The organism is Achromobacter sp. 2789STDY5608621, from assembly GCF_001299375.1.
Lineage (GTDB): Bacteria > Pseudomonadota > Gammaproteobacteria > Burkholderiales > Burkholderiaceae_B > Achromobacter > Achromobacter insuavis.
Window position 1 is genome coordinate 1 of the sequence record NZ_CYTU01000053.1, and the last position, 25600, is coordinate 25600.

Genomic DNA, 25600 nt, shown 5'->3' on the forward strand with positions numbered 1-25600 from the left:
GCGCGCGGCCCACGCCGGACGCGGCGCGTCCGCCGGCCTCAGGCCTGCTGGCGGGTCGCCGCCAGCACGATCTCGCGGATGCACACGCCAGGCGGTTGCGAGTAGGCGTAGTACACCGCGTTGGCCACGTCCTCGGCGGCCAGCACCTTGCCGCCCATGTCGGCCTTCCAGTCCTGGTAGCCGCTCTTGATGCCTTCGTCGGTGGTGTGGCTGAGCAGCTCGGTCTCGACCGCGCCGGGGGCGATGGTGACCACGCGCACATTGTGTGGCGACAGTTCCTCGCGCAGGTTTTCCGACAGGCCATGCACGGCGAACTTAGTGCCGACGTAGGCGACGTGGTTGGGGAAGGTCTTGCGGCCCGCCACCGAGCTGATGTTGATGATGGTGCCGTGGCCGCGCTCGACCATGCCGGCGGCGACGGCGTGCACGCCGTTGAGCAGGCCCTTGACGTTCACGTCCAGCATGCGGTCCCACTGCGCCGGATCCTGGCGCGTGATATCGCCCAGCAGCATGACGCCGGCGTTGTTGACGATGGCGTCGGCGGGGCCGTACTGGGCCTCGGCCTCGCGCAGGGCGGCGGCCAACGCGGCGCGGTCGGTCACGTCGACCTGGCGGGCCAGCGCATTGGGCAGGTTCAGGGCCTGCATCGGCGCCAGGCGGCGCGCCAGCAGCAGCAGCGGATGGCCGTGCGACGAGAACAGGCGGGCGGTGGCCAGGCCGATGCCGGAACTGGCGCCGGTGACGACGACGAGGGGGCGTTGGGGGGTAGTCATGGTGAAGACTCCAGGTATCGGTTATTCATATGCCGGAGGGGCTGAAAACGATTCTAGGCCCGGCTTTCACGCTTGAAAAATGGTTTATTCTTCTCGCATCAATCGGGAAAACTTATGGATAGCCGCCAGCTCAACGCCTTCATCGCGGTCTTCGAGGAACGCAACATCACCGCCGCCGCGCAGCGGCTGCACCTGAGCCAGCCGGCCCTGTCGGGCACCATCAAGAGCCTGGAGAGCCTGCTGGGCGCGCAGCTGTTCGAGCGCCAGGCGCGCGGCGTGTCGGTCACGGACGAGGCCCGTATCCTGTATCCGCAGGCGCGCCGCCTGGTGGCGCAGACCGAGTCGATGGCGCGCCAGTTCCGCCAGGATGCCCGCCTGGCCGAGCTGCGCATCGGCGTCGAGGGCGAGATCGCGGGTGCGCACATGCGCGCGTTCGTGGCGCGGGCGCGGCAGGCGGTGCCCAATCTGTTGCTGCATTTGCTGGAAGGCTGCGTCGGCGACGCCCGCCTGGCGACCGAGGACGAGCGCTGCGAGGACGAACTGTTCGTGCCGCTGTGGGACGACCCCTATGCCATCGCGCTGCCGGTCGAAGCCGCCGAGACCGCCGCGCCGCACTGGATCGTCTGTCCCGATCATCCGAGCCATCAACGCCTGCTGCCGTACTACGGCGCGGCCGCCGGCGCGCCCGCCGCCCAGGCCGGTTCGTTGCGCCTGGCGCTGGAGCTGGCGGCGGCCGGCGTCGGCGCCTGCATCGCCCCGCGCTCGCTGATCGCGCAGCAGCCGGGCGTCGCGGCCCAGGACCTCGATGGCCTGGCGCTGTCGCGCCGCGTCGGCCTGTGCTATGCGGCGCAGGCGCTGGATAAGCCGGCGCTGGCCTTGCTGGCGGAACAGTTGCGCCAGTGACCGCAGGGGCGGGGGTGACCTGGCGGAAAAGGCCGGTCCATTTATAATTGAGAATAATTTCCATTATCTCAACTACCCCGGTGGACCGGCCGAGGCCGGATCGCGATGCCTCCCTCTTCCTGCGCGCCCCATGCCGAGGCGCAGTCCGTTTACCTGGCCCACCACCATTGGCTGCGCGCCGTGCTGCAGCGCAAGCTGGGCAACGCGTCGGACGCCGCCGACGTGGCGCACGACACCTTCGAACGGCTGATTCGTGCCCATCCCGCCGAACCCCTGAGCGAACCGCGCGCCTATTTGCGCACCATCGCCAACCGCCTGCTGATCGGCCGCGCGCGCCGCGCCGCGCTCGAGACCGCCTATGCCGAATCGCTGGCCCTGCAGCCGGTGCCGGTGGAACCTTCGGTCGAGGCCCGCGCCTTGATCCTGGAGGCGCTCGAACAGGTCTGCGAGTTGCTCGACACCTTGCCGATGACCAGCCGCCGCATCTTCCTGATGGCGCAGCTCGACGGCATGTCCAACGGCGAGATCGCCGAGCGCCTGGGCCTGACGCCCAACGCCGTGCAGAAATCGCTGGCCCGCGCCCTGGTGCGCTGCTACACGGCGGTGTACGGTTGAGCGGCCGCGCCGAGGGGGCCCGCCTGCTGAGGCCGCACGCGCCGGAGGCCGGCAAGATCGATCCCAAGGTGATCCGCCAGGCGGCCGACTGGTGGGCGCGCTTGCGTGACGGCGGGACGCCGGCGGACCGCGACCACTTCGAGCGCTGGCGCCAGGCGCTGCCCGCCCATGACCTGGCCTGGCAACGCCTGGTCGCGCTCACGCAAGGGGTATCGCAGGGCGTGCAGCAGGCGGGGGCGGGCGTGGCCTCGCGCGCGCTGCAGCAGGCGCCGTTGATTCGTTCGCGGCGCAACGCGATCCGCTGGATGGTGGCGGCGGCCGGCGTCGGGCTGGGCGCCTGGGGGGCGAGCGATCGCGAGGTCCTGCGCGGCCTGGTGGCCGACCTGCGCACCGGCACCGGCGAACGCCGCAGCGTCACGCTGGCGGACGGCACTCGCGTCGAACTCAATGCCGGCAGCGCGCTCGACCTGCGCTATACCGATACCCGGCGCGAACTGGTACTGCTGGAAGGCGAGATCCTGGTGACCACCGCCAGCGATCCCCTGGGCCGGCCGTTCTCGCTGCGCACCGGCGCCGGCGTGCTGACGCCGGTGGGCACGCGCTTCCTGGTGCGCGACCTGGGCCATGGCCGCGCGCGCGTGGCGGTACTGGAAGGGGCGGTGGACGTGGACTGTGGGCCGGCGGGCGGCGCGCCGCGCCGGGTGATGGCCGGCAGCCAGGCCGAATTCTCGCGCGCCGGCGCCTTCGACGCGGTCGCGCTGCGCCCCGAGGTGGCGGCCTGGCTCGATGGCATGTTGCTGGCCGACGCCATGCCGCTGGCCGATTTCCTGGCCGAACTGGGACGCTATCGCCCCGGCGTGTTGCGCTGCTCCCCGGATGCGGCGTCGTTGCGCGTGGTGGGGGCGTTTCCCGTGGCGGATACCGACCAGGTCCTGGCGATGCTGCAAGAGGTACTGCCGGTGCGGGTGCGGCGCTACACGCGCTACTGGGTCAACGTCGGGCTGGCCTGACGCGGCCAATGTGTAACTGAAACGGCGGAATGGCGGATCTCGCGCTTCATGTAGGGAAAGCAGCCCCGACGACGGGCGGCGCCGATCCCTCATGACACAGGACTTCTCTCCATGCCTCGCCACCTTCCGCTCGCGGCCCCCGCCGTGAAAGCCTCCCGCCGCGTTCCGGCGACTGCGCGGCTACGCGCCGCCTTGTCCCTGGCATTGCCGCTGGCGGCCGCCAGCGGGTCCGTCGCCGAGGTCCATGCGCAGGCCGCGCCGCGCACCGTCTCCTTCTCGGTGCCGGCCGGCGCGCTGGGCGGGGCATTGGGCACATTCGGCATGCAGGCGGGCGTGATGGTGGCGTCCGATCCGGCGCTCACCCGCGATGTGCGCACCGAGGGCGTGACGGGGGCCTATCCGGTCGACGCCGCGCTCGAACGGCTGCTGGCGGGCACTGGTCTGCAGGCCGTGGCGCGCGCCGAAGGCGGCTATCGCCTGCGCCGCGCGGTCGATCCGCAGGCGGCGCTGCTGGCGCCCGTGACGGTCACCGGCAGCTATCAGGCCACCACCGACGGCACCGGTTCCTACACCTCGTCCGCGGCCACCATCGGCAAGACCACCCAGGCGCTCAAGGACATTCCCCAATCCGTCACCATCCTGACGCGCCAGCGGATGGACGACCAGGACATGACCAGCCTGCCGGACGCGATCAACAACACCACCGGCATGGTGGGCGTGCAGGGCGTGGGTCCGGGCATTGCGATCAACGCGCGCGGCTTCCCGGTGGACATGCTGCAGTACGACGGCGTGCCCCTGCTGCGCAACAACTACAGCCTGGGCAACTGGGAGCAGGATTCGCTGGTGTTCTATGACCGCGTCGAAATCCTGCGAGGCGCGGCCGGGCTGCTGCAAGGCGCCGGCAGCCCCGGCGGCGCCGTCAACCTGGTGCGCAAGCGCGCCGGCGCGGAGCCGTCCGTGGTGGTGACGGGCAAGGTCGGTTCCTGGGACCGCTATGGCCTGCAGCTGGATGCCGGCAGTCCCTTGAATGCCTCGGGTTCGCTGCGCGGCCGCGTGGTGCTGGACGACGAGCGCAGCCATTCCTACACGGACTACGTGTGGGACAAAACGCGCAATGTGTATGCCGCGCTGGACTACGACATCAGCCCGGATACCACGGCGGGTATCGCGGTCAGCAACCGATTCAGCCGCTCGCGCCCGATGCTGGTGGGTTATCCGCGCTTCGCCGACGGTGGCGATATCGACCTGCCGCGCTCGACCTTCACCGGCTCGACCTGGAACCGCGCCAAGAACGACCAGACCGTGTTCTACGCGGACCTGGAGCACCGCTTCAACGAGGCCTGGCGTTTCAAGCTGGGCGGCGTCGCCATGAACGAGAAGAACACCAGCGTGCATCAACGCGTGGCCGATTCGGTGCAGCGTGATGGTAGCGGCTTGTCCTACGGCAATTTCGGCGTGGATTTCAGCAGCCGGCAGCGCGGCCTGGACATGTCGGTCAGCGGCGATTTCACTGCGTTGGGGATGAAGCAGGAAGTGGTGCTGGGCGCCAACTATTCCAAGCTCACCACCCAAGACCGCTTCACGCGGGCATGGAGCAATAGCGACGGCAACATCTTCGATATCGACCACAACCGGCCCTGGCAGGACATCGACTCCATCGCCGCGGCAAGCGGCTATGACAGCCGCAGCAGCTACGACATCCGCCAGAAGGGCATCTACGGCACGTGGCGCGTCAAGCCCACCGAGTCGCTGGCGCTGATCGGCGGCGGCCGCGTCGGCTGGTACGACTTTGCCTACCGCTCCGCCGGCGAAACCTCGGCCACGAGGGAGTCCGGTCGCATGATTCCCTATGCGGGCATCGTCTACGCGTTGAACAGCAACTGGTCGGTCTACACCAGCTATTCGTCGGTGTTCGAGCCGCAAACCGAGCGCACTGTCTCGGGCGGGCTGCTCAAGCCGGTGGAAGGCGCCAATTACGAAGCCGGTGTGAAGGGCGAGCTGGCTGACGGCCGCGTCAACGTGGCGCTGGCCGTGTTCCGCTACGACCACAAGAACCGCGCGGTGACCGACTACGAAAGCGGCTTCGCGTGCGATGGCTGGTATTGCTCGCGCGCGGCCGGCGAAGTGCGCAGCCAGGGCTTCGAGGCGGAAGTGTCGGGCGAGGTGATCCAGGGCCTGCAATTGTTCGCCGGCTACACCTACAACACCACCAAGTACCTGGCCGATCCCGACAACGAGGGCAAGATCTTCAACACCTGGACCCCCAAGCACATGCTGCGCCTGTGGGCCAACTACAAGCTGCCGGGCGCATGGAACCGCCTGAGCGTGGGCGCGGGCGTCAACACGCAGACCCATACGCTGAGCTCCGATCGCAAGTTCGCGCTGGCCGGCTTCACCGTCTGGAACGCGCGCCTGGGCTACCAGGCCACGCCGGAAGTGAGCGTCGGGTTGAACCTGAACAATGTCTTCGACAAGAAATACTATGTGCCGTCCTACAACACGCTCAGCAGCAACAACTACTACGGCGAGCCGCGCAATGTCATGCTGACCGTGCGTTACACCCCCAAGCTGTAGGGAGGGCGGCGGGAATCGGGAATCCGGAATGGGATAAAATAGTAACAATTCCCATTTAGATTCCACCGCGAGACGCGCCGTGTCCTCGACCGATTCCCTGCCCACCGACACCGTTACGCGGATCTATCGCGAGCATCACGGCTGGCTGTCCGTCTGGCTGCGCAAGAAGCTCGGCAACTCGTTCGATGCCGCCGACCTGGCCCACGACACCTTCGTGCGCCTGATGGCGGCGCGGGTGCGCGCCGGCGGCGGCGACGAGCCGCGCGCGCTGCTCACCCATATCGCCAAGGGCCTGGTGGTGGACCACTGGCGCCGCCGCGCGCTGGAAGACGCCTACCAATGCGCGGCCGCGCAGTTGCCGCCGCGCGAGGTGCCGTCGCCGGAAGTGCGGGCGCTGATCCTGGAAACGCTGTACGCCATCGACGCCACCTTGCGCACGCTGCCCGCCAAGACCCGCGCCATCTTCCTGGCCTCGCAATTCGACGGCATGGCGTATGCCGATATCGCCCGCGCGCAGCGCGTGTCGCTGGCCACGGTCAAGCGCCACATGCAAAAAGCGCTGACGGCCTGCCTCATCGCCTACCAGGGGGGCGCCGCGTGAGCGCCACCCCGGATACGGCGGTCCTGGAAGAGGCCGCCGGCTGGCTGGTGCGCTTCCAGTCGGAGACCCTGTCGGCCGCGGACCGTGCCGCCTTCGAGCGCTGGCGCGGCCGCAGCGCGGCGCATGCCGCCGCCTGGGCCCGGGTGGAAGACATGCTGCGCAGCTTTGGACAGGTGCCGCCCGATCTGGGCGCGCGCACGCTGCGGCAGCTGGAGCGGCCCGGCCGGCGCCAGGCGCTGCGCAGCGGGGCGGGCCTGCTGCTGCTGGGGCCGGCGGCCTGGCTGGCCTGGCGCGAATTGCCGTGGCACGAATGGAGCGCCGACGCGCGCACCGCCACCGGCGAGCAGCGCCGCATGCAACTGGCGGACGGCACCCGCCTGCTGCTGAACACCGCCACCGCCGTCGACATCCAGTACACCGCCGAGCAGCGCGTGATCTGGCTGCGCGCGGGCGAGATCCTGCTGACCACCGGCAAGGACCCGGCGCCGGTCCATCGGCCGTTCATCGTGCGCACCGCGCAGGGCTCGGTGCAGGCGCTGGGCACGCGCTTCATGGTGCGGGACGAGCGCGACGGCATCCGCGTCGCGGTGTTCGAGGGCGCGGTGGCGATCCGGCCGGCCGCCAGCGACGCGCAGCGCGTGTTGCGGGCGGGGCAGCAGACCGTGTTCGACGCGCAGCGGATCGAGCCCGAGTCGGCCGTCGATACCGCCCTGGTGTCCTGGGAGGACGGCATGCTGGCCGCGCGCAACTGGCGCCTGGCCGACCTGGTGGCGGAACTGGCGCGCTACCGCCGCGGTTTCCTGCGTTGCGATCCGGCGGTGGCCGAGCTGCGCGTGTCGGGCGCCTTTCCCTTGAACGACATCGACGCCGGCCTGCGCCTGCTGGAGAAGACGCTGCCGGTGCGGATCCAGCGCATGACGCCGTACTGGGTCACCGTCGCGGCGCGCTGAGGGCGCGGCCGTTACAAATTAATCGCCGAGTCCCTGACACTTTTTCGGCCTTCGTTCGGTGTACCGGGTGAATCGTCGCGGCGCGACCGCGATGCCCCGCCCACGAAGGATCCCTCATGGCAAGCCGTTACTCCCGTTCCCTGTCTGTCCGCCGCGCGCGGACCTCATCGTCGTCCACGCGGGCCGCGGTGCGCGCCCTTGGCCTGGGCGTGGCGCTGGCGCTGGCGTCGGCGGCCGCGCAGCCGGCGCGCGCCGCCGATGCCGTCAGCGCGGCGAGCGGCAAGCCCTATGCGATTCCCGCCGGCCCGCTGGGCGACACGCTGGCCCGCTTCGCCGCCGCCGCCGGCGTGCCGCTGTCCTTCGATCCGGCCCTGCTGGCGGGTCAGCATAGTGACGGCCTGAACGGCGTCTACACGGTGCGCGAGGGCTTCGCGCGGCTGCTGTCGGGCTCCGGCTACGCGCTGGCGGAGCAGGGCGGCGGCGCCTATTCGCTGCGCAAGCTGCCGCCGCAGGGCGAGACCACGCTGCTGCCGAACGTCGTGGTGACGGGCGCGGACGCGCATCCCTCGGCGTTGCCGGCCAGCTACACGGGCGGCCAGGTGGCGCGTGGCGGCCGCCTGGGCCTGCTGGGCAACCGCGATGTGATGGATACGCCGTTCAGCGTCGCCAACTACACCTCGGACCTGCTGGCCAACCGCCAGGCGGTGACGCTGGCCGACGCGCTGAACGTCGATTCCTCGGTGCGCTTCACCGGCCAGATCGGCGGCGTGACGGACTCGTTCTACATCCGCGGCTTTCCGATAGGCGAAGGCAACCTGGGCGAGATCGCCTTCGACGGCGTCTATGGCGTGGCGCCGAATTACCACGTGTTCACCGACTACATCGAGCGGGTCGAGGTGCTGAAGGGGCCGGCCGCGCTGCTGTACGGCATGTCGCCCAACAGCGGGGTGGGCGGCGTCATCAACATGGTGCCCAAGCGCTCGCTGCCGCAGGACCTGACGCGGGTGTCGGCCGATTACGCGGGGGCGTCGCAGTTCGGCGGCCGCGTCGACCTGAGCCGGCGCTTCGGTGACGATGGCGCCTGGGGCGTGCGGGTCAACGGCCTGCACCGCCAGGGCGACACGCCGCTGGACAACCTGCATTCGCGCACCGATCTGGGCGCGCTGTCGCTGGACTACCAGGGCGAGAAGCTGCGCGCCTCGCTGGACCTGCTGATCCAGAACGAGAAGGTCGACGCGCCCACGCGTCCGTTCCTGGTGGCCACGGGCCTGCGCGTGCCCGACGCGCCGGACGGCCGCCGCAACGCGACGCAGCCGTGGGGCTGGTGGAAGTCCGAAGGCGAATCCGCGCTGCTGCGCGTCGAGTACGACATCAGCGACCGCCTGACGGTGTTCGCCGACGCGGGCGGCTCGACCACCACCATCAACCGCCTGTCCGACCAGACGCCGACTATCGTCAACGCCGCCGGCGATACGCTGGTGACCCCCAACCATTTCAAGTTCCAGGTCGATCGCAGCACCTACAACGCCGGCCTGCGCGCCAAGCTGGACACCGGTCCGGTGCGCCATGCCATCACCTTCATGGGCACGCTGTACAGCGACCGCAATGCCCAGGCCAGCGTGAACGGCACGCCGCTGTCGTCCAACATCTATCACCCGGTGACGCGGCCCCGGCAGGACATCGCGGCGCCCGCCAGCGTGCCCAAGGTGTCGTCCTCGGACCTGAGCGGCTTCGCGCTGGCCGACACGCTGAGCGTGCTGGACGAGCGGGTCCAGTTGACGCTGGGCGCGCGCCAGCAGCGGGTCGAGTCGCGCAACTTCAATGGCGTCACGGGCGCGCGCACCCTCAGCTACGACGAAAGCGCGATTACGCCGCTGGCCGGCCTGGTGCTCAAGCCGTGGCGGAACGTCTCGTTCTATGGCAACTACATCGAGGGCCTGAGCAAGGGCGACGTGGCGCCGGCCACCGCCACCAACGCCGGCCAGGTGTTCAAGCCGTACAAGTCCAAGCAGAAGGAAGTCGGCGTCAAGGTCGATTTCGACAGCGCCATGCTGACCCTGAGCGCCTTCGAGATCACCAAGCCCAGCGGCCAGCTGACGGGGGGCGTGTATGCGGCGGACAGCGAGCAACGCAACCGCGGCCTGGAACTGAACCTGTCGGGCGAGCCGCTGCGCGGCCTGCGCCTGCTGGGCGGCGTGACCTTCCTGGACGCCGAGCTGACGCGCACCAGCAACCCCGCCACGCGCGGCAACCAGCCCGTGGGCGTGCCGCGCTTCACCGCCAACCTGGGCGCGGAATGGGATACGCCCTGGGTCGCCGGGCTGACCCTGACCGGCGGCGTGATCCACACCGGCAAGGAATACGTCAATCAGGCCAACACGCAGTCGGTGCCCTCGTGGACCACGTTCGACCTGGGCGCGCGCTACGTCACGCGCATCGACGGCAAGGAAGTGACCCTGCGCGCCAATGTCGTCAACGTGTTCAACCGCGCGTATTGGTCGGGCGTGGCGTCCTACGGCACCATCTCGCAAGGCGTGCCGCGCACGCTGATGCTGTCGGCGTCGATGGACTTCTGAGGGGCCGGCGGCGGGCCGCCAGGCGGCCCGTGCGTAGTGGCTTGATCCGCCGGCGGCCTAGGTTGTCAGGATGCCGCGGATGCGCGCCAGGTTGTCGAGCGTGCTGCGCAGGTGGCGGGCCAGCGCCTCGGCGGCCGCTTCGTTGCGTTCGCGCTCCAGCAGGTCGAGGATTTCCAGGTGCTGCTCGCAATGCTGGCGATAGCGGCTGCGGTCCTGCATCGAGCGGTACGACAGCAGCCGCCGCACGCGGTTGACGCGCTTGATGGTGTCGATGAAGAACGGGTTGCCCGAGGCCTCCACCAGCGACTCGTGGAAGCGCACGCCGCGTTCGTGCAACTGGTCGGCGCTGTCGCTGTCGATGCCGCCGTCGAGCAGGTGCCGCTCGGCGGCGCGGCAGCGCGCCAGCACGGCCTTGTCGATGCGGTAGGTGGGCTCGAGCAGCGCGGCCGGTTCCAGCGCCAGGCGCAGGCGATACGACTGCAGCAGGCTGTCGGGCGTGGTCATCATCGACGAGAATTCCCAGCCGTAGCCGGGGCGCCGCTGGGCCCAGCCTTCCTGCGCCACGCGCGCCAGCAGCGCCTGGGTCTGCGCCTGCGTCAGGCCGTAGCGGGCGCGCAGCAGCGCTTCGCTGCACTGCATCGGCAGCGCGCCGCGCAGCAGTTCGTCGGCCAGCCGGAAATAGCTTTGCGTGACGATGTCCTCGGCGGCGGGCGGCGCCAGCTCGGCGGACGTGCGCGCCAGCGCGTCGTGGTCCAGCTGCAGGAAGTAGCCGCGGTTGGGCTTGCGCGCGACGATGCCGTGCGCTTCCAGCAGGCCGAGCGCGTCGTTGACCGGCGAGCGCGACAGGCGCAGGCGGTCGGCCAGTTTCTGCGCGCTCAGGTGCGCGCCGCCGGTCAGGCGGTCTTGCCGGATCAGCTCCAGGATCTTGCTGGCGGTATGGGTCTGCGCGCTCATGGGGGATGCAAAGTGGGACTCAGCCCGGCGGGGCCGTCTCGGACGGCGCCGAGGTCGCGGCGCCAAGCGTATCCGCGAGGATAGCCGGAATCACGCCGCCCATCCGCAGCAGATGCAGTTCCAGTTGCGTTTCCACGGCGGCCGTGGCCTGCAGGGCCTGCTCGCGGCCGTCGGCGCGCAGCAGCCGCACCGCGACCGGCTGGCGTGGCGCCAGGCGCTGCGGCGGACAATCGATCTCGAAGCGGTCGCCCGGCTGGATCGCCAGGCTGTGTGGCGTGACGCCCGCCGGCAGGCGCAGCGGCAGGATGCCCATGCCGATCAGGTTCGAGCGGTGGATGCGCTCGAAGCTGACCGCCAGCACCGCGCGGATGCCCAGCAGGCGCTGGCCCTTGGCGGCCCAGTCGCGCGACGAGCCGGTGCCGAAGCGCTCGCCCGCCAGCAGCACCACCGCGTCGCCGTCGCGGCGATAGTGTTCCGCCGCTTCCCAGATCGGCTCGATGGCGCCGCTGGGCGCGTGCAGCGTATGGCCGACCGGGGCGTCCGGGCACAGCAGGTTGGCCAGGCTCTTGCTGTAGAAGGCGGCGCGCATCATCACCTGCCAGTTGCCGCGGCGCGAGGCGAACACGTTCAGGTCGTCGCGGTCGTCGCCCTGCGCCACCAGGAAATCGGCGATCAGGCTATCGGGCGGTATGGCGCTGGCCGGCGACAGATGATCGGTGGTGACGTCGTCGCCCAGCACCAGCAGCGGATAGGCGGCGTAGCGGCCCAGCTGGCTGGCGGGGCCGGCGCTGGCGAACGGCGGCCGCCGCAACGCCGTCGAGGCCGGGTTCCAGGGAAAGCGCGGCGTGTCCGGCGACGCCAGCGCCTGCCACTCGGGGTTGGCGGCGGCGATGCGGAAGGCGCGCTGGAAATCGTCGGCGCGCAGGCCCTGTGCCAGGGCCGCGTCGATCTCGTCCGCGCGCGGCCACAGCTCATGCAGATGCACCGCGCGGCCGTCCGGCGCGATCTGCACGGGCTCGCGGCTGAAGTCGCGCTCGGCGTCGCCGGCCAGCGCGAAGGCGATGACCAGCGGCGGCGACATCAGGAAGCCCAGGTCCAGATCGGGGTGGATGCGGCCGGTGAAATTGCGGTTGCCCGACAGCACCGCCACCGGGTGGATGGCGCCGGCGGCCATGGCCGCGCGCACCGCGTCCGGCAGCGGCCCGGAATTGCCGATACAGGTGGTGCAGCCGTAGCCGACGATGCCGAACCCGACCGCCTGCAGGTCGTCTAGCAGGCCGGCGCGTTGCAGATAGTCGGCGGCGGCGGGCGAGCCGGGGCCGAGCGAGGTCTTGACCCAGGCTGGCACGGTCAACCCGGCCTGGCGCGCCTTGCGCGCCAGCAGCCCGGCCGCGACCAGCAGGCGCGGATCCGAGGTGTTGGTGCAGCTGGTGATGGCGGCGATGGCGATGGCATGGCGCGGCAGGGGCGAGTCGGCCTTGGGCGTGAACGCCAGGCTGGCGAGGAGCTCGCGGGTCTGGCCATAGGGGCGCAGGTCCTGCGGCCGCGTCGGGCCGGCCACGTGCATGTGCACCTGGTCCAGCGCGATCTCGATGACCCGGGTGTAGCGCGGCGTGGCCGCCGGATCCAGCGCCAGGCCGGCGCTGGCGGCATAGGCGCCGACCCGCGCGACGTGGGCCGGGTCGCGGCCGGTCTGGCGCAGGTAGTCGAGGGTGGCCTCGTCGATCGGGAAATAGCCGGTGGTGGCGCCGTATTCGGGCGCCATGTTGGCGACCACGCAGCGGCTGCCGGCCGACAGCGTGGCGACGCCGGGGCCGAAGAACTCCACGAACTCGCCCGACACCTGGATCGCGCGCAGCCGCTGGGTGACGGTCAGCGCCAGGTCGGTGGCGGTGACGCCGGTCGAGAGCGCGCCGCTCAGGCGCACGCCGATCACGTCCGGAATGCGCAGCATGGTCGGCATGCCGAACATCACCGTCTGCGCTTCCAGGCCGCCCACGCCCCAGCCGAGCACGCCGATGCCGTTGATCATCGGGGTGTGGCTGTCGGTGCCGATCATCATGTCCGGATGCAGCGCGCCGTGGTCATCGCACACCACCGTGGCCAGCTGCTCCAGGTTGATGGTGTGCATGATGCCGGTGCCGGGCGGATGGATGCGCACGTTCGACAGCGCCTTGGAGGCCCAGCGCAGGAAGCGGTAGCGCTCGGCGTTGCGGCGCAGCTCCAGGGCCAGGTTGCGCGCCGCCGCGTCGGGCTGCGCATAGGCCTGCACCGCCAGCGAGTGATCCACCGAGACGTCCACCGGCAGCACCGGATTGAGCGCGCGCGGATCCACCCCGGCCTCGTCCAGCGCGTCGCGCATGGCGGCGATGTCGACCAGCGCCGGGGTGCTGGTGGTGTCGTGCATCAGTACCCGGCCGGGCTGGAAGGCGATCTCGGCTTCGCTGGTGCCGTCGGCCAGCCAGGCGAACAGCGCGGCCACGGCGGCGTCGCGCTCGGCGCCGCGCATGTTGCGCAGCGCGTTTTCGAGCAGCAGCCGCAGCACCACCGGCAGGCGGTGGTAGTCGGGGCCGTACATGCCGGCCATGTCGATGTGGGTGTAGGCGGCGCCGTCGAGCGTGAAGCTGGCGTGGCGCAGGGCGGGGGCAGGTTTTTCCATGGCTGCTAGTTTTGCATATTGAATATGCAAAATGCAATCTGGAAAAACGGGTCGATCCGCCAGGCGATGCGTTATCCGGGGACGGACCGGGGGGCGTCCAGGGGCAGTTCCAGGCCACGGCGTTCGCCGTCGCGCACCCGGCTGACGGCGTGGCGCAGGGTGGCGCGGTAGTCATCGCGCGCGCCCCGGATGGGGCGGTGGGCGCAGGCGATCAGGGCGGCGTCGCCCAGGCCCAGCGGCAGCACCAGGGGGCGGGACTGCTGGCGCGGGCGTTGCTCGGTCATGACGAACTCGCCGCCGCTGAAGTCGTGGGCGGGATCGGACAGCAGCGCCACCAGCAGGATGGGAAACGCCGTGTCGTCGTGCGCGTGCCGCAGCGCTTCAAAGCCGTCCTGGCGCAGGCGGGTGAGGGCGGCCGGCTCGGCGTACGGCGCGGCCCGCCCGGCATCCGGGTCCGGCGGATAGCGGATGTCGCGGCCCAGCCGCTGCGCCCAGGACTGCGCCAGCGGCGCCAGCCGCGCATACAGGGCGCGCGGCAGGTCGCGCAGCAGCGGTGGCGCGGGCAGGCGCAGCGCGCGGCGTTCGTCGCGTTCGCCGCCGATGCGCACGGCGGCCGGGTCGTCGAAAGCCTGCGCCAGCGCGCGCGCCTGCGGCGGGTCGAACAGCGCGGGCAGCGGCGCCCAGCCTTCGGCGTCCAGCTGGCCCAGGATCCGGGTCCAGTCGTAGCGGTCCAGCGGATGGCCGGCGGCGTTCATGGCGTTGTCGCCGGCGCGGCGGGCAGGCGCCACAGGTACCACGCCGCGATCGTGCGGTACGGGCTGAAGGCTGCGCCGATGGCCCGCATCTGGGCCGGCGACGGCGCCTTGTCCAGGCGCTTCAGGCGGCGGTAGCCCTCGCGCACGCCATAGTCGTCCACCGGCAGGATGTCCATGCGTTCGAGCGTGTAGATCAGCAGCATCTCCACGGTCCAGCGGCCCACGCCGCGCAGCGCCACCAGGCGTTCGATCAGGGCCTCGTCGCTCATCGCCAGCGCTTCCTCGCGTTCGGGGATCACGCCGTCCAGCGCCGCCTGCGCGATGCCGCGGATGGTGGCCAGCTTGGACGCCGAAAAGCCGCAGGCGCGCTGGAGCTCGGGATCGGTATCCAGCAGCGTGCGCGGCCGCGGAAAGGACTGGCCGGGATACAGCGCCAGCAGGCGGCCGAGGATGGCGTCGCCGGCGCGCGCATGCAGCTGCTGGTAGGCGATGGCGCGCACCAGCGCTTCGTAGGGCTCGCGCGCCGGGCGCGAGGCGTGCAGGCAGGGGCCGATGGCCTGGACGTGGCGGGCCCAGTCGGCGTCCAGCGCGGCCAGGTGGCGGGCGGCGCGCTCGAACAGGGCCGGCGTCGGCGGGGTTGCCGGCGCGGCGGCCTTGCGGGGCCGGCGCCGGGCGGCGGTCGGGGCGGTATCGGGTGGCGTCATGGAGGGCGGGAAGCGGTGGACAGGGCGGGGCGCCGGCGAAGGACAGCATAACGGCTCGCGCGGCCGCGGGCACTCCGTTGCTTGCGGCCGCGGCGCGCGCCCGTGACCGGGGCGGGGATGGGCCGTGCAGTATGCTTGTGGGCTTCATGGACCCCTTTCCCGCTGCCTGCAATGACTGATTTTCCCTTTGACGCCGTGCTGTTCGACTGTGACGGCGTCCTGGTCGATTCCGAGCCGATCACCGCCCGCGTCCTGACCGAGATGCTCAACGAACTGGGCTGGGCGATCACCTTCGAAGAAGCCACCCGCATCTTCACCGGCAAGGCGGTGCGCGACGAACTGCCGCTGATCCAGGCGCGCACCGGCGTGGCGCTGTCGCCCGACTGGTTCGCGCAATTCCGCGAGCGCCGCAATGCCGCGCTCGACCTGGAACTGCTGGAAATCCCCGGCGCGCCCGACGCGGTGCGCGCCCTGCACCGGACGCTGGACGGCCGCATCGCGGTGGCTTCGGGCGCCGACCGCCGCAAGGTCGAGCTGCAGCTGGCCAAGGTCGGCATCGCCGACTGCTTCAGCGAACGCGTCTTCAGCGGCCACGAAATGCCGCGCAGCAAGCCCTATCCCGATGTCTACCTGGCCGCCGCCAGCGCGCTGGGCGTGGACCCGCGCCGCTGCGCCGTGGTCGAGGACACCGTCACCGGCGCCACCGCCGGCGTGGCGGCGGGCGCCACGGTGTTCGGCTACAGCCCCAGCGACAACGGCCACAGCGGTCCCGAGGCGCTGCGCGACGTCGGCGTGGCCCATGTCTTCACCGACATGGCGCAGCTGCCGGCGCTGCTGGCCGGTTGGGCCGCGGCGCGCTGACGCCGACGGGTCAGCGGCCGGCGTACTGCTCGCCGCCGTCCAGGTCGATCACCGTGCCGCTCAGGTAGCCGGCGCGCGGCGAGGCGCCGAACACCACCATGTCGGCCACCTCGCCGGCTTCCATCAGGCGGCCGAAGGGCAGGTCGTGCAGGGTTTCCTGCCAGCGCGACTCATCGCCCCAGCGGGCCTGCGCGCGCTGTTTGGCCAATGTCAGCACGCGGTCGGTGCGGGTGCGCGACGGATTCACGCCGAACACGCGCACGCCATGGCGCGGCCCGTCGCCGCCCAGGGCGCGCGTGAACGCGATCAGGGAGGCGTTGGCGGCCGCGCCGCAGATGTAGTCGGCGCGCGGCGCCGCGCCGGCCATGCCGATGATGTTGGCGATGACGCCGTTGCCGGCGGTCCGCATCAACGGGTAATAGTGGCGCGCCAGGTCGATGTAGCCATGCACCTTCAGGTCCCAGCCGGCGCGCCAGCGTTCGTCCTGCACCTGGTCCAGCGCGCCGCCCGGCACCGCGCCGGCGTTGTTGACGAGGATGTCGATGGCGCCGGTGTGTTCGACCACGCGCGCCGCCGCGCCCGGCTGCGCCAGGTCGACCGCCAGCGTGCGGGCCTGCCGGCCGGTCTGCGCGGCGATCGCGGCGGCGGCGGCCTGCAGCGCCGCGTCGTCGCGCGCCGCCAGGATCGGCTCGGCGCCTTCCCGCGCGAACGCCATGGCACAGGCCAGGCCGATTCCCTTGGACGCGCCCGTGATCAGTACGCGTTTGCCCTCCAGCTGCAGATCCATCCCAAGCTCCTCGCGATCGCGTCCGTCGTAGCGCGGACCAGGATGACGTTGTAAACCAGATGGCCGGCGCCGCGCCAGCGCCGGCCTGCTATGCTGGACGCGCACACCCTGCACGCGGGAGACGGCGATGGCGGAAATCTGGCTGGAAGTCTGGAGCACCTTGCGCAGCGAATTCGCCGACATCCCCGATGTCGGCGAGGCCACCCGCATCGTGCTGCGGCTGGGCATGGCGGTGGTCCTGGGCGGCCTGCTCGGCTACGAGCGCGAACGCATGGGCAAGGCCGCCGGGCTGCGCACCCACATGCTGGTGGCGCTGGGCGCGGCCATCTTCGTGCTGGTGCCGCTGCAGAACGGCATGGAGGTCGGCGACCTCAGCCGGGTGCTGCAGGGCGTCATCGCTGGCATCGGCTTTCTCGGCGCCGGCGCCATCATCAAGCTCAGCGACGAACGCGAGATCCGCGGCCTGACGACCTCCGCCAGCATCTGGATGACCGCCGCCATCGGCGTGGCCGCCGGCATGGGCCGCGAGGCCACCGCCGTCGCCAGCACGGCGATGGCGTTGTTCGTGCTGGCGGTGCTGCGGCGGGTCGAGGCGCGCATCGCCGCCAGGAGCGAGAAGCGGCTGATCGGGCCCGACCGTTCCTGAACCGGCTTCAGATCCAGACGTCGTTGGGCGCGCTGCGCTCGCCGCCCTGGTCGCCGGTATTGCGCACGCCGCGCGGCTCGATCAGCATGGCGTGCACCTCGTGTTCGGCACAGGGCTTGTGCTCGACGCCCTTGGGAATCACGGCCATCTCGCCGGGGCCCAGGTCGATGTGGCCGTCGCGCAGCTCGATGCGCAGCCGGCCTTCCAGCACGATGAAGGTCTCATCGGTGTCGGCATGGGCGTGCCAGACGAATTCGCCGTGCAGCTTGACCAGCTTGAACTGGTAGTCGTTCATCTCGGCGATGACCTTGGGCTGCCAGGGCTCCTGGATCAGCGAGAGCTTGCGGGCCAGGTTGATGGCGGTGGCGGACATGGGGGCTCCTTTGGGGGGCGATGGGAAACCCCCAGCTTAGGCGCGCGCCCGCCGGCCGTCTTGTACGTTTGTGCGGCGCGCGGTTGCGTCGCGGGCCACGGGGCGGGCGGACTACGGCTTGCTCTGCACCAGCACGAACTCGTTGCCGTACAGGTCGATGAAGTGCGCGTACACGGCGTTGCCGTCGTCCACCGGTTCCTTGGTGAAGCGCACGCCGCGCCCGGCGAAACGGGCATGGTCGCGGGCGACGTCGTCGGTGTAGAACACGCCCACCGGCTGGCCGCCGGTCTGGTCGCCGACGCGGTCGCGCTGGGCCTGGGTCTGGGCCTGCAGCAGCCAGACGCCCACCGAAGGCTGCTCGTGCAGGCGCAGGTGCACATAGCGTTGCTGCCCCACGGCCATGTCGACGAACACCTCCATGCCCAGCTTGTCCTGGTAGAAGGCGATGGCGGTGTCGTAATCGTTGACGAGCAGGACGAGGCGGCCCAGCGAATGCATGTCGAGACTCTTTTGAAAGTTTTGCTTGCGGCTATGCTAACCGGTCTACGTTAATCCACTTCGCGCAGCAGCCGGAATCCGACCAGCGGATAGCGCGTTTCCACCGTATTCCAGTTGCGGTAGGCCGAGCGCACGTACAGCGCCCAGGTGTGCCAGGAGCCGCCGCGCCGCACTTTGACGTTGCCGCTGGCGGGGCCTTGCGGGTCATCCTGGGGCGAATGCGCGTAGTAATCCTCGCCATACCAGTCGGACACCCATTCCCAGGCGTTGCCGTGCATGTCGTACAGCCCGAACGCGTTCGGCGCGTAGCTGGCCACCGGCGCGGTGAAGGCATGGCCGTCGCGGCGCGCGGCGGCGAACGCCTGCCACTTTGGCCACAGGGGCGCGGCGTCGGCGTCGAACGTGTTGGCCACGTCCGGCAACGCGGCCGGATCGTCGCCGTTCTGGTAACGGCCGCGGCCGCCGGCGCGGGCCGCGTATTCCCATTCGGCCTCGGTGGGCAGGCGGTAGACGCGGCCCTCCTCGCGGCTGAGCCAGCGCGCCATCGCGGTGGCGTCGTTCCAGCTGACGTTGACCACCGGATGCGCGTCGGTCTGGGCGAAGCCGGGGTTGCGCCACGAATAGCGGCGGTCACGCCCCTCGAAGGCGTCGCCGCGCTCGCTGGCCTCGGGGTCGTAGGCGGCGTTGTAACCGTAGCCGCCGGTGCCGTCGGCTTCCGATTCCGGCACGTAGCCCGAGGCCTCGATGAAGCGCCGGAACTGGCCCACGGTGACTTCCGTGCGCGCCATCAGAAAGGGGCGGGTGATGCGCACCGTGTGCACCGGCGCTTCGTCGAACAGCTGCGCAAAGCGTTCCTTCGGGTATTGCGGATAGTCGCGCGCCAGCGCTTCGGGCGTCTCGTCGCTGCCCATCTGGAAGGCGCCCGCCGGCAACGGCACCAACACCATGCCAAGCGAATTCTCGATCGGTGTCGGCGGTTCGGCGGCCGCGACGGACAGGCTGGCCAGCGTAGACAGCAGGGCGAAGGCAAGGCGCATGGAATTCCTGGGAAGGGCGCGAGGGTGCCCGATAGTAGGGCCGCCGCGCGGCCGCCGCCAGTTCTGGGGAACCCGCATGGCGGGCGGCCTCAATCGTCCGGTTGTTCCCGCCAGGCGCGCGGCGAGGCGCCCAGCTTGCGGCTGAAGGCGCGCGACAGCGCCGAGGCGTTGGCGTAGCCCAGCTCGGCCGCGATCGATTTGACCGGCCGCCCTTCGCGCAGCCGCGCCTGGGCCAGCGCCAGGCGCCAGTCCGCCAGGTAGTCGGCCGGCGGCTGGCCGACCGTTTCGTGGAACGCGGCGGCGAACGCGCTGCGCGACATGCCGGCCTCGGCGGCCAGCGCGGCCAGGCTCCAGGACGCGCCGGGCGCCTGGTGCATGGCGACCAGCGCGCGCGCCAGCCGCGGGTCGGCCAGGCCGGCCATCAGCCCGGCCTGGATGCCGGCCTGTTCGGGATGGTCGATGAGCCAGCGCAACAGCTGGATCAACACCACCTCGAACAGCTTGTCGGCCAGCAGGCGCTGGCCGCAGCGCACCGATTCGGTCTCGGCGAACAGCAGCGCCAGGGATTGTTCCAGCCCCTCGACCCGCGCCAGCGGCAGGGCGATCAACGGCGGCAGCGCGCGCACCAGGGGATTGCGCGCGCCGCCGTCGAAATCGAGCGTGGCGCAGGTGAAGTCCGAACCGTCCCGCGGCGGATTGTGGAAGTCGTGCCGCACCGGCCGTGGATAGAACAGCAGCGTCGGCTCGGCCAGCGCCATCCGCCGCGGCAGGCCGCCGCCCGGCGGATGGCGCACCTCCATGCGGCCGCGCCGCAGCACGTGCAGAAAGCCCCGGCCGGTTTCCGGCGCGAACCGGGTCAGGCCGCACATGGCGCCGCTATGGAACAGCCGGGCGCGGGCGCGGAACTGCTCCAGCAGGGAAGACAGGCGGTCAACGGGAGGCGTCATGACGGGCTTGGACGATTGGATATGTTTGATGGACGTTTAGTATCCAATGGTACTGCGGGAAGGGGAATACTGGGTGCCAGGCGCCGGCCCTCCGTGCCGGTTTCCCGCCCACTTCCCTTCATTCAAAGGAAACCATCATGTCCCGCGTTCCCCTGCTCGATACCGCCTCCGCCCCGGCCGCCAGCCAGGACCTGCTGCGCCAGATCCACGGCGCGTTCGGCGCCACGCCCAACATGTTCCGCGCGGTCGCCAATTCGCCCGCGGCGCTGGCCAGCATGTGGGCCGCGTTCGGCGCCCTGGGCGCTGGCAGCCTGTCCGCGCAGCTGGGCGAGAAGATCGCCGTGGCCGTGGCCGACAGCAACCGCTGCGAATACTGCCTGGCGGCGCATACCGCGCTGGGCCGCAAGGCCGGCGCCAGCGCCGAGGAAATGGCCGCGGCCCAGGCCGGCCGCGCCGATGACCCGCGCACCGCCGCGGCGCTGGCGTTCGCGCTCAAGCTGGTGCGCGATCGCGGCCAGGTGGGCGATGCCGATGTGGCCGCCTTGCGCCAGGCCGGCTTCGACGACGGCCAGATCGTGGAGCTGCTGGCGCACGTGGCGCTGAACCTGTTCACCAACTACGTCAACGTTGCCTTCGACGTGCCGGTGGACTTTCCCAAGGTGGCGTTGCGCGCCGCCTGAGCGGCGGCCGGGGCGGCTTGGGCCGCCTCAGCCCGCCTTGCGGATGGTGAAGTTGATCCGCACGCTGCCCAGCGTGGGGTGGGGGCGGTCTTTCAGCGGCAGGACGCCGTGATAGCGCAGGCGGTCGACGCCGCCCCACACCACCACGTCGCCATGGAACAGCGGCACGTGCACGGCCTTGTCGCCGCGCTCGTGGCCGCCGAACAGGAACACCGCCGGCATGCCCAGCGACACCGACACGATGGGCGCGTCGTAGTCGCGCTCGTCCTTGTCCTGGTGCAGCGACAGGCGCGAGCCGGGCTGGTAGCGGTTGACCAGGCAGGCGTCCGGCGCGAAGCCGGGAAAGTCCGCCGCCCGCGCGGCCTCGCGCGCCAGCGTGTCGAAGGCCTCCGGCATCGCCGGCCACGGCTGCCCCGTGCGCGGGTCTTCGCGGGTGTAGCGGTAGCCGCGCTCGTCGCTGGTCCAGCCGAAGTCGCCGCAATTGGTCAGCGCCACCGACATGGGCAGGCCGCCGGGCGTGACCATGTGGCGAAAGGGCGCCTCCCGGCGCACCGCGTCGACGCCGGCCAGCAGCGCCCGCGCCGCCGGCAGCGCGAAACCGCGCAGCACCACCGACTGCGCGCCGATGCGCTCGCGGCCGGTCTGCGCGGTTTCCTCGTCGTCAAACAGGTTCAGGCTGGTTCCCATGTCAGGTCGCGTCGTGGAAGATCACGCCGAGCGTGTGGCGCTGGCCGTCGCGCAGCGTGCTGACGCCGTGGCGCATGGCCACGCGGCGCCAGCCGCGCGCGCCGGCGACCGGGCGCTGGTTGACGGTGAAGACCAGCGCGTCGCCCTGGCGCAGCGGCAGCACTTCGGCGCGTTGGCCCGCGCTGTCGGTCTCGGTCATGACGAACTCGCCGCCGCTGAAGTCCTGGTCCGGCCGCGACAGCAGCACCGCCACTTGCAGCGGGAATACGTGTTCGCCATACAGGTCCTGGTGCAGGCAGTTGTAGTCGCCCGGCCCGTAGCGCAGGATCAGCGGCGTTGGCCGGCGCTGGCCGGCCTGGTGGCAGCGCGCCAGGAAGTCGGCGTGCGCATCCGGGTAATCCACCGCGATGCCCATCTGCCGGTTCCAGCGGTTGGCGATCGGCGCCAGGCGCGGATACAGCGCGGTGCGCAGGTTGTGCAGCAGGCGCGGCAGCGGATAGGCGAAATACTTGTATTCGCCGCGGCCGAACCCATGGCGGCTCATGACGATGCGGCTGCGGTAGCGGTGCTCGTCGTCGTAGCCGGCGGCCAGCGCCTGGCATTGCGCCGGCGTCAGCAGGCCGGCGGCCACGGCGTGGCCGCGCGCGTCCAGGTCGGCGGCGATGCGGGTCCAGTCCAGGGTGTCCAGCTTGCTCATGGGGGGCGATGCGCAAAAAAAAGGCGACAGGGTCCAGTCTAGCGCCATCGGGCCGGCGCCGAACTCCGTAAGTTGCCGCCGCCTACAACAGCGATTCGATCGGCAGCAACGACACGAACCACACCGAAAAGCGCTGCCAGGCGGTGGTGCCCGGTTCGGTGTCGTGGCGGATCGTGCGGCCGTCGCGCTGTTCCAGCCAGTAGAGCCGGCCCTTGTCGTCCAGGCAGACGCGATAGGCGCTGCGCGGAATGTCGTGCTCGAAGGCGTCGGCGATGTGGCGCGCCAGGTTCGGGCTGTCGATCACGAAGCCCAGCTCGGTGTTCAGCCGCGCCGAGCGCGGGTCGAAATTGAACGAGCCGACGAACACGCTGCGCCCGTCCACCGCGAAGGTCTTGGCGTGCAGGCTGGAGCCGGAGCTGCCGAACGGCCCCAGGCTCTTGTTGCGCTCGACCTCGGCCGCCTGGCGCTTCATCTCGAACAGTTCCACGCCGGCGGCCAGCAGGTCGTGGCGGCGCGAGGCGTAGCCCGAATGCACCACGGCCACGTCGGTGGCCTCCAGGGCATTGGTCAGCACCCGCACCTTGACGCCGCCTTGCGCCATGCGCGCAAAGGCCTCGGTGCCGCTGGCGGTGGGCACGAAATAGGGCGAGACCAGCTCCAGGTCGGTCGTCGGCGCGCCGACGATGTCGTGCAGCTGGTGCGGCAGCATGGCCTCGGGCGGCGCGGTGCCCAGCGTCTTGCGCGGATCGTCGCTGACCATGCGCGTATCGGCCCACTCCAGCGCCAGCTCGCCGCGCAGCAGTTGCTGGATGAACGGCAGCGCGCGCATCGCCTCGGCGTAGGCGGCGGCCTCGGGCGACTGTTCGACGGCGCTGGCCTTGCGTTCCAGCGCGGCCAGCGCATCGGGGCCGGCGGGTTTGAGCAGCGCGGCTACCGGATAGGCCGACTCGCTGGCCCAGTAGCGGTCGAAATCGGCCGAGACGTCCGGCACCACGGCGCCCACGGCCAGCACGTCCAGGTCGGTGAACAGCACGCCGTTGGTGGCGCCGAAGTATTCGTCGCCGATGTTGCGGCCGCCGACGATGGTGGCCTGGTTGTCGGCGGTGAGCGACTTGTTGTGCATGCGCCGGTTCAGGCGGCGGAAGTCGGTCAGGTAGCCGATGGACTTGGGCCAGCGCACCACGAATGGGTTGTACAGGCGCACCTCGATGTTCGGATGCGCGTCCAGCGCCGCCAGCACCGTGTCCAGCCCGGCGGTGCCGTTGTCGTCCAGCAGCAGCCGCACGCGCACGCCGCGGTCGGCCGCCGCGTGCAGCGCCTCCAGCAGCATGGTGCCGGTCATGTCGTCGTGCCAGATGTAGTACTGCACGTCCAGGCTGCGCTGGGCGGCGCGCACCAGCATCATGCGCGCGGCGAAGGCGTCGTGGGCGTCGGCCAGCGGGTGGATGCCGGATTTGCCCGGGTGCCGCGCCGCCAGCGGCGCGATGGCGCGGCCCAGCGCCGTGTCGCGGGCGACGTCGGGCGCCAGCGCCTGCGAGGCATTGCGCGATTCCAGGGGCGGCAGGCTGCAGCCCGTCAGGATGCCCAGGCAGAGGACGGTCATGGAAACGAATCGGGCTGTGTGCATACGCCGTATTGTGCCGAATTGCCGGCGGCAGCGTCGGGGGGCGGGAACGCCCGGGGTGATTGATGGTTTTCCATATTTGAGATAAATTCTCTAATATGGAAAATTCATCCGCTCCCGATATCGACCTGGACCAACGCCTGGCCGGCCGCCTGAAGGCCTTGCGCACCGAGCGCGGCTGGCCGCTGGACGAACTCGCGTCGCGCGCCGGCATCAGCCGCGCCACGCTGTCGCGCCTGGAAAACGCCGAGGTCAGCCCCACCGCCAGCGTGCTCGGCAAGCTCTGCGGCGCCTATGGCATGACCATGTCGCGCCTGATGCGCATGGTCGAAGACGACTTCGCGCCGCTGGTGCCGGGCGCGGCGCAGGCCGTGTGGGTCGATGGCGCCACGGGCTTCCGGCGGCGCTCGGTGTCGCCGCCGTCGCAGAAGCTGGCCGGCGAAGTGCTGGCCTGCGAATTGCCGGCCGGCGCCCATATCGAATACGAACAGTCGCCGCGCGCCGGGCTGGAACACCACCTGGTGATGCTCGAAGGCGAGCTCTCCATCCGCGTCGACGGCCAGGCCCATGCGCTCGGGCCGGGCGACTGCCTGCGCTACCAGCTCTATGGCGCCAGCGCGTTCGATACCCCGCCGCACAGCGGCGCCCGCTACCTGTTGTTCATCGTCTGAGTCCGCCATGTCCATCGAAACCCCTGCATTGACCGCCGTTACCGCCGATGAGGCCCACGCCCTGCTGCCCGGCCTGGGCGACCTGCTGCATGCCTGCGTGCAGGACGGCGCCAGCGTCAGCTTCGTGCTGCCCTTCGGCCCCGAGGCGGCGCGCGCGTTCTGGCTCGACAAGGTGCTGCCGCCGCTGGAAAGCGGCGGCCTGGTGCTGTGGGTGGCGATGCGCGAAGGGCGGGTGGCCGGCGCGGTGCAGCTGGACTGCGATACGCCGCCCAACCAGCCGCATCGCGCCGAGATCCGCAAGCTGCTGGTGCACCCCGATTTCCGCCGTCGCGGCATCGCCCGCGAACTGATGCAGGCGGCGGAGGCCACGGCCGTGGCCGCCGGCCGCAGCCTGATCACGCTGGATACGCGCACCGGCGACAACGCCGAGCCGCTGTATACCTCGCTGGGTTACCGCACGGTGGGGGTGATTCCGGGATTCGCCCGGGATGCGCGCGATCCGAACCGGCTGGACGGCACGACCATCATGTACAAGCCGTTGTAGCCAGGCCCGGCGGGGGCCGGGCGGGCAGGCCGCTCAGGCGAGCGGCTTCAGGCCCACGCTGTAGGGCGGGGCGTTGCCGCGCGCGGCGGCCTTGATCTTCAGCATCGAGCCGCCCGGCGTGAATTCGAATTCCTGGAACGGCACTTCGAACCATTGGTGGAAGCTGGTGCGCGAGAACTCGGGCACCCAGACCTTGGGGCGCTTGGCGTCACAGTGGAATTCCACCAGGGTGCAGTCGATGCCCAGCGGCCGGGTGTTGCCGATGCGGTAGCTGGCGCGCAGTTCGGCGCTCTGGGTGCGGCCGGGCTGCCAGGTCAGGCCGATGGATACCATGAAGTGTTCGATCGCCTCAATGCCGCGATACATAGCTGACTCCGAATGCTGCCGGGCGCGAACGCCCGCAAGAAGCCGCCGCGAGGGCGGCGGGAAATACCGCGATTATCCGCCATTCCCCGTTTTCCTGCCGGGCGCCGC

Annotated in this window: 26 protein-coding genes; 12 read left to right on the top strand and 14 right to left on the bottom strand. The window is 70.7% G+C overall.

Features of this window, described 5'->3' with window-relative positions; genetic code table 11:
• Window positions 1-38 precede the first annotated feature (38 nt).
• A complete protein-coding gene (locus AOZ53_RS28735) occupies window positions 39-773 on the bottom strand; it encodes an SDR family oxidoreductase (RefSeq protein WP_054428684.1) in 735 nt (244 codons plus the stop codon).
• A gap of 114 nt (window positions 774-887) precedes the next feature.
• Here AOZ53_RS28735 and AOZ53_RS28740 point away from each other — a divergent pair, with 114 nt between their 5' ends.
• The 7 genes from AOZ53_RS28740 to AOZ53_RS28770 all read left to right on the top strand — a co-directional run bounded on the left by AOZ53_RS28740 (window position 888) and on the right by AOZ53_RS28770 (window position 10002).
• The gene (locus AOZ53_RS28740; protein ID WP_054479014.1) at window positions 888-1676 is read left to right on the top strand and encodes a LysR family transcriptional regulator; all 789 of its coding nucleotides are present in this window, start codon (window positions 888-890) and stop codon (window positions 1674-1676) included.
• Window positions 1677-1781: 105 nt separating this feature from the next.
• A complete protein-coding gene (locus AOZ53_RS28745) occupies window positions 1782-2291 on the top strand; it encodes a sigma-70 family RNA polymerase sigma factor (RefSeq protein ID WP_054479012.1) in 510 nt (169 codons plus the stop codon).
• A complete protein-coding gene (locus AOZ53_RS28750) occupies window positions 2288-3301 on the top strand; it encodes a FecR domain-containing protein (RefSeq protein WP_054479008.1) in 1014 nt (337 codons plus the stop codon). The genes AOZ53_RS28745 and AOZ53_RS28750 overlap by 4 nt, the downstream gene beginning before the upstream one ends.
• Before the next feature lie 111 nt (window positions 3302-3412).
• Window positions 3413-5875 (top strand): TonB-dependent siderophore receptor, encoded by a 2463-nt coding sequence (locus tag AOZ53_RS28755; protein ID WP_082385806.1) that lies wholly within the window; start codon window positions 3413-3415, stop codon window positions 5873-5875.
• Between the two features lie 79 nt (window positions 5876-5954).
• Entirely contained in the window at window positions 5955-6476 is a 522-nt protein-coding gene (locus AOZ53_RS28760; RefSeq protein ID WP_054490359.1) for a sigma-70 family RNA polymerase sigma factor, read from the top strand.
• On the top strand, window positions 6473-7426 hold the full coding sequence (locus tag AOZ53_RS28765) for a FecR domain-containing protein (protein WP_054490361.1): 954 nt from the start codon (window positions 6473-6475) through the stop codon (window positions 7424-7426). The genes AOZ53_RS28760 and AOZ53_RS28765 overlap by 4 nt, the downstream gene beginning before the upstream one ends.
• Before the next feature lie 116 nt (window positions 7427-7542).
• Window positions 7543-10002 carry a TonB-dependent receptor gene (locus AOZ53_RS28770; protein ID WP_054490363.1) on the top strand — a complete coding sequence of 820 codons (2460 nt, stop codon included), beginning with the start codon at window positions 7543-7545 and terminating at the stop codon, window positions 10000-10002.
• A 57-nt stretch (window positions 10003-10059) separates the two neighbouring features.
• Here AOZ53_RS28770 and AOZ53_RS28775 read toward each other — a convergent pair whose 3' ends face one another.
• The 4 genes from AOZ53_RS28775 to AOZ53_RS28790 form a co-directional block, all read right to left on the bottom strand.
• Window positions 10060-10956 (bottom strand): GntR family transcriptional regulator, encoded by an 897-nt coding sequence (locus AOZ53_RS28775; RefSeq protein WP_054478657.1) that lies wholly within the window; start codon window positions 10954-10956, stop codon window positions 10060-10062.
• 19 nt (window positions 10957-10975) lie between these two features.
• Entirely contained in the window at window positions 10976-13615 is a 2640-nt protein-coding gene (gene acnA, locus AOZ53_RS28780) for an aconitate hydratase AcnA (RefSeq protein ID WP_054490365.1), read from the bottom strand.
• Between the two features lie 71 nt (window positions 13616-13686).
• On the bottom strand, window positions 13687-14403 hold the full coding sequence (locus AOZ53_RS28785) for a 2OG-Fe(II) oxygenase (protein ID WP_231690704.1): 717 nt from the start codon (window positions 14401-14403) through the stop codon (window positions 13687-13689).
• Window positions 14367-15074 (bottom strand): DNA-3-methyladenine glycosylase family protein, encoded by a 708-nt coding sequence (locus AOZ53_RS28790; protein ID WP_231689735.1) that lies wholly within the window; start codon window positions 15072-15074, stop codon window positions 14367-14369. Before AOZ53_RS28790 ends, AOZ53_RS28785 begins: the two co-directional genes overlap by 37 nt.
• A 171-nt stretch (window positions 15075-15245) precedes the next feature.
• Here AOZ53_RS28790 and AOZ53_RS28795 point away from each other — a divergent pair, with 171 nt between their 5' ends.
• Window positions 15246-15935: an HAD family hydrolase gene (locus tag AOZ53_RS28795; protein ID WP_054428675.1), complete on the top strand. Its 690-nt coding sequence runs from the start codon at window positions 15246-15248 to the stop codon at window positions 15933-15935.
• A 10-nt stretch (window positions 15936-15945) separates the two neighbouring features.
• Here the strand turns inward: AOZ53_RS28795 and AOZ53_RS28800 are convergent, their stop codons facing one another.
• Window positions 15946-16722, bottom strand: coding sequence for a short-chain dehydrogenase/reductase (locus AOZ53_RS28800; RefSeq protein ID WP_054428674.1), 777 nt, complete (start codon window positions 16720-16722; stop codon window positions 15946-15948).
• Window positions 16723-16849: 127 nt separating this feature from the next.
• Here AOZ53_RS28800 and AOZ53_RS28805 point away from each other — a divergent pair, with 127 nt between their 5' ends.
• Window positions 16850-17368, top strand: a complete 519-nt coding sequence (locus AOZ53_RS28805; protein ID WP_054490370.1) for an MgtC/SapB family protein — start codon at window positions 16850-16852, stop codon at window positions 17366-17368.
• Window positions 17369-17375: 7 nt separating this feature from the next.
• Here AOZ53_RS28805 and AOZ53_RS28810 read toward each other — a convergent pair whose 3' ends face one another.
• The 4 genes from AOZ53_RS28810 to AOZ53_RS28825 form a co-directional block, all read right to left on the bottom strand.
• Window positions 17376-17741, bottom strand: a complete 366-nt coding sequence (locus AOZ53_RS28810; protein ID WP_054428672.1) for a cupin domain-containing protein — start codon at window positions 17739-17741, stop codon at window positions 17376-17378.
• Window positions 17742-17852: 111 nt separating this feature from the next.
• Entirely contained in the window at window positions 17853-18239 is a 387-nt protein-coding gene (locus AOZ53_RS28815; RefSeq protein ID WP_054428671.1) for a VOC family protein, read from the bottom strand.
• A 50-nt stretch (window positions 18240-18289) separates the two neighbouring features.
• Window positions 18290-19276, bottom strand: a complete 987-nt coding sequence (locus tag AOZ53_RS28820; protein WP_082380590.1) for a formylglycine-generating enzyme family protein — start codon at window positions 19274-19276, stop codon at window positions 18290-18292.
• Between the two features lie 89 nt (window positions 19277-19365).
• On the bottom strand, window positions 19366-20223 hold the full coding sequence (locus AOZ53_RS28825; RefSeq protein WP_054490372.1) for an AraC family transcriptional regulator: 858 nt from the start codon (window positions 20221-20223) through the stop codon (window positions 19366-19368).
• Window positions 20224-20360: 137 nt separating this feature from the next.
• Here AOZ53_RS28825 and AOZ53_RS28830 point away from each other — a divergent pair, with 137 nt between their 5' ends.
• The gene (locus AOZ53_RS28830) at window positions 20361-20903 is read left to right on the top strand and encodes a carboxymuconolactone decarboxylase family protein (protein WP_054490374.1); all 543 of its coding nucleotides are present in this window, start codon (window positions 20361-20363) and stop codon (window positions 20901-20903) included.
• Window positions 20904-20930: 27 nt separating this feature from the next.
• On the opposite strand, the gene alkB is transcribed toward AOZ53_RS28830, so the two are convergent.
• The 3 genes from alkB to AOZ53_RS28845 form a co-directional block, all read right to left on the bottom strand.
• Window positions 20931-21590, bottom strand: coding sequence for a DNA oxidative demethylase AlkB (gene alkB, locus AOZ53_RS28835; RefSeq protein ID WP_054490377.1), 660 nt, complete (start codon window positions 21588-21590; stop codon window positions 20931-20933).
• Window position 21591: 1 nt separating this feature from the next.
• The gene (locus AOZ53_RS28840) at window positions 21592-22287 is read right to left on the bottom strand and encodes a 2OG-Fe(II) oxygenase (RefSeq protein WP_054490378.1); all 696 of its coding nucleotides are present in this window, start codon (window positions 22285-22287) and stop codon (window positions 21592-21594) included.
• 82 nt (window positions 22288-22369) lie between these two features.
• The gene (locus AOZ53_RS28845; protein WP_054490380.1) at window positions 22370-23890 is read right to left on the bottom strand and encodes a phospholipase D family protein; all 1521 of its coding nucleotides are present in this window, start codon (window positions 23888-23890) and stop codon (window positions 22370-22372) included.
• 119 nt (window positions 23891-24009) lie between these two features.
• Between AOZ53_RS28845 and AOZ53_RS28850 the strand changes: the two genes are divergently transcribed.
• Window positions 24010-24582: a helix-turn-helix domain-containing protein gene (locus AOZ53_RS28850; protein WP_054490382.1), complete on the top strand. Its 573-nt coding sequence runs from the start codon at window positions 24010-24012 to the stop codon at window positions 24580-24582.
• Between the two features lie 7 nt (window positions 24583-24589).
• On the top strand, window positions 24590-25126 hold the full coding sequence (locus tag AOZ53_RS28855; RefSeq protein ID WP_054490383.1) for a GNAT family N-acetyltransferase: 537 nt from the start codon (window positions 24590-24592) through the stop codon (window positions 25124-25126).
• Between the two features lie 33 nt (window positions 25127-25159).
• On the opposite strand, the gene AOZ53_RS28860 is transcribed toward AOZ53_RS28855, so the two are convergent.
• Complete coding sequence (locus AOZ53_RS28860) at window positions 25160-25492, bottom strand: hypothetical protein (RefSeq protein WP_054428663.1); 333 nt, start codon at window positions 25490-25492, stop codon at window positions 25160-25162.
• Window positions 25493-25600: the final 108 nt, after the last annotated feature.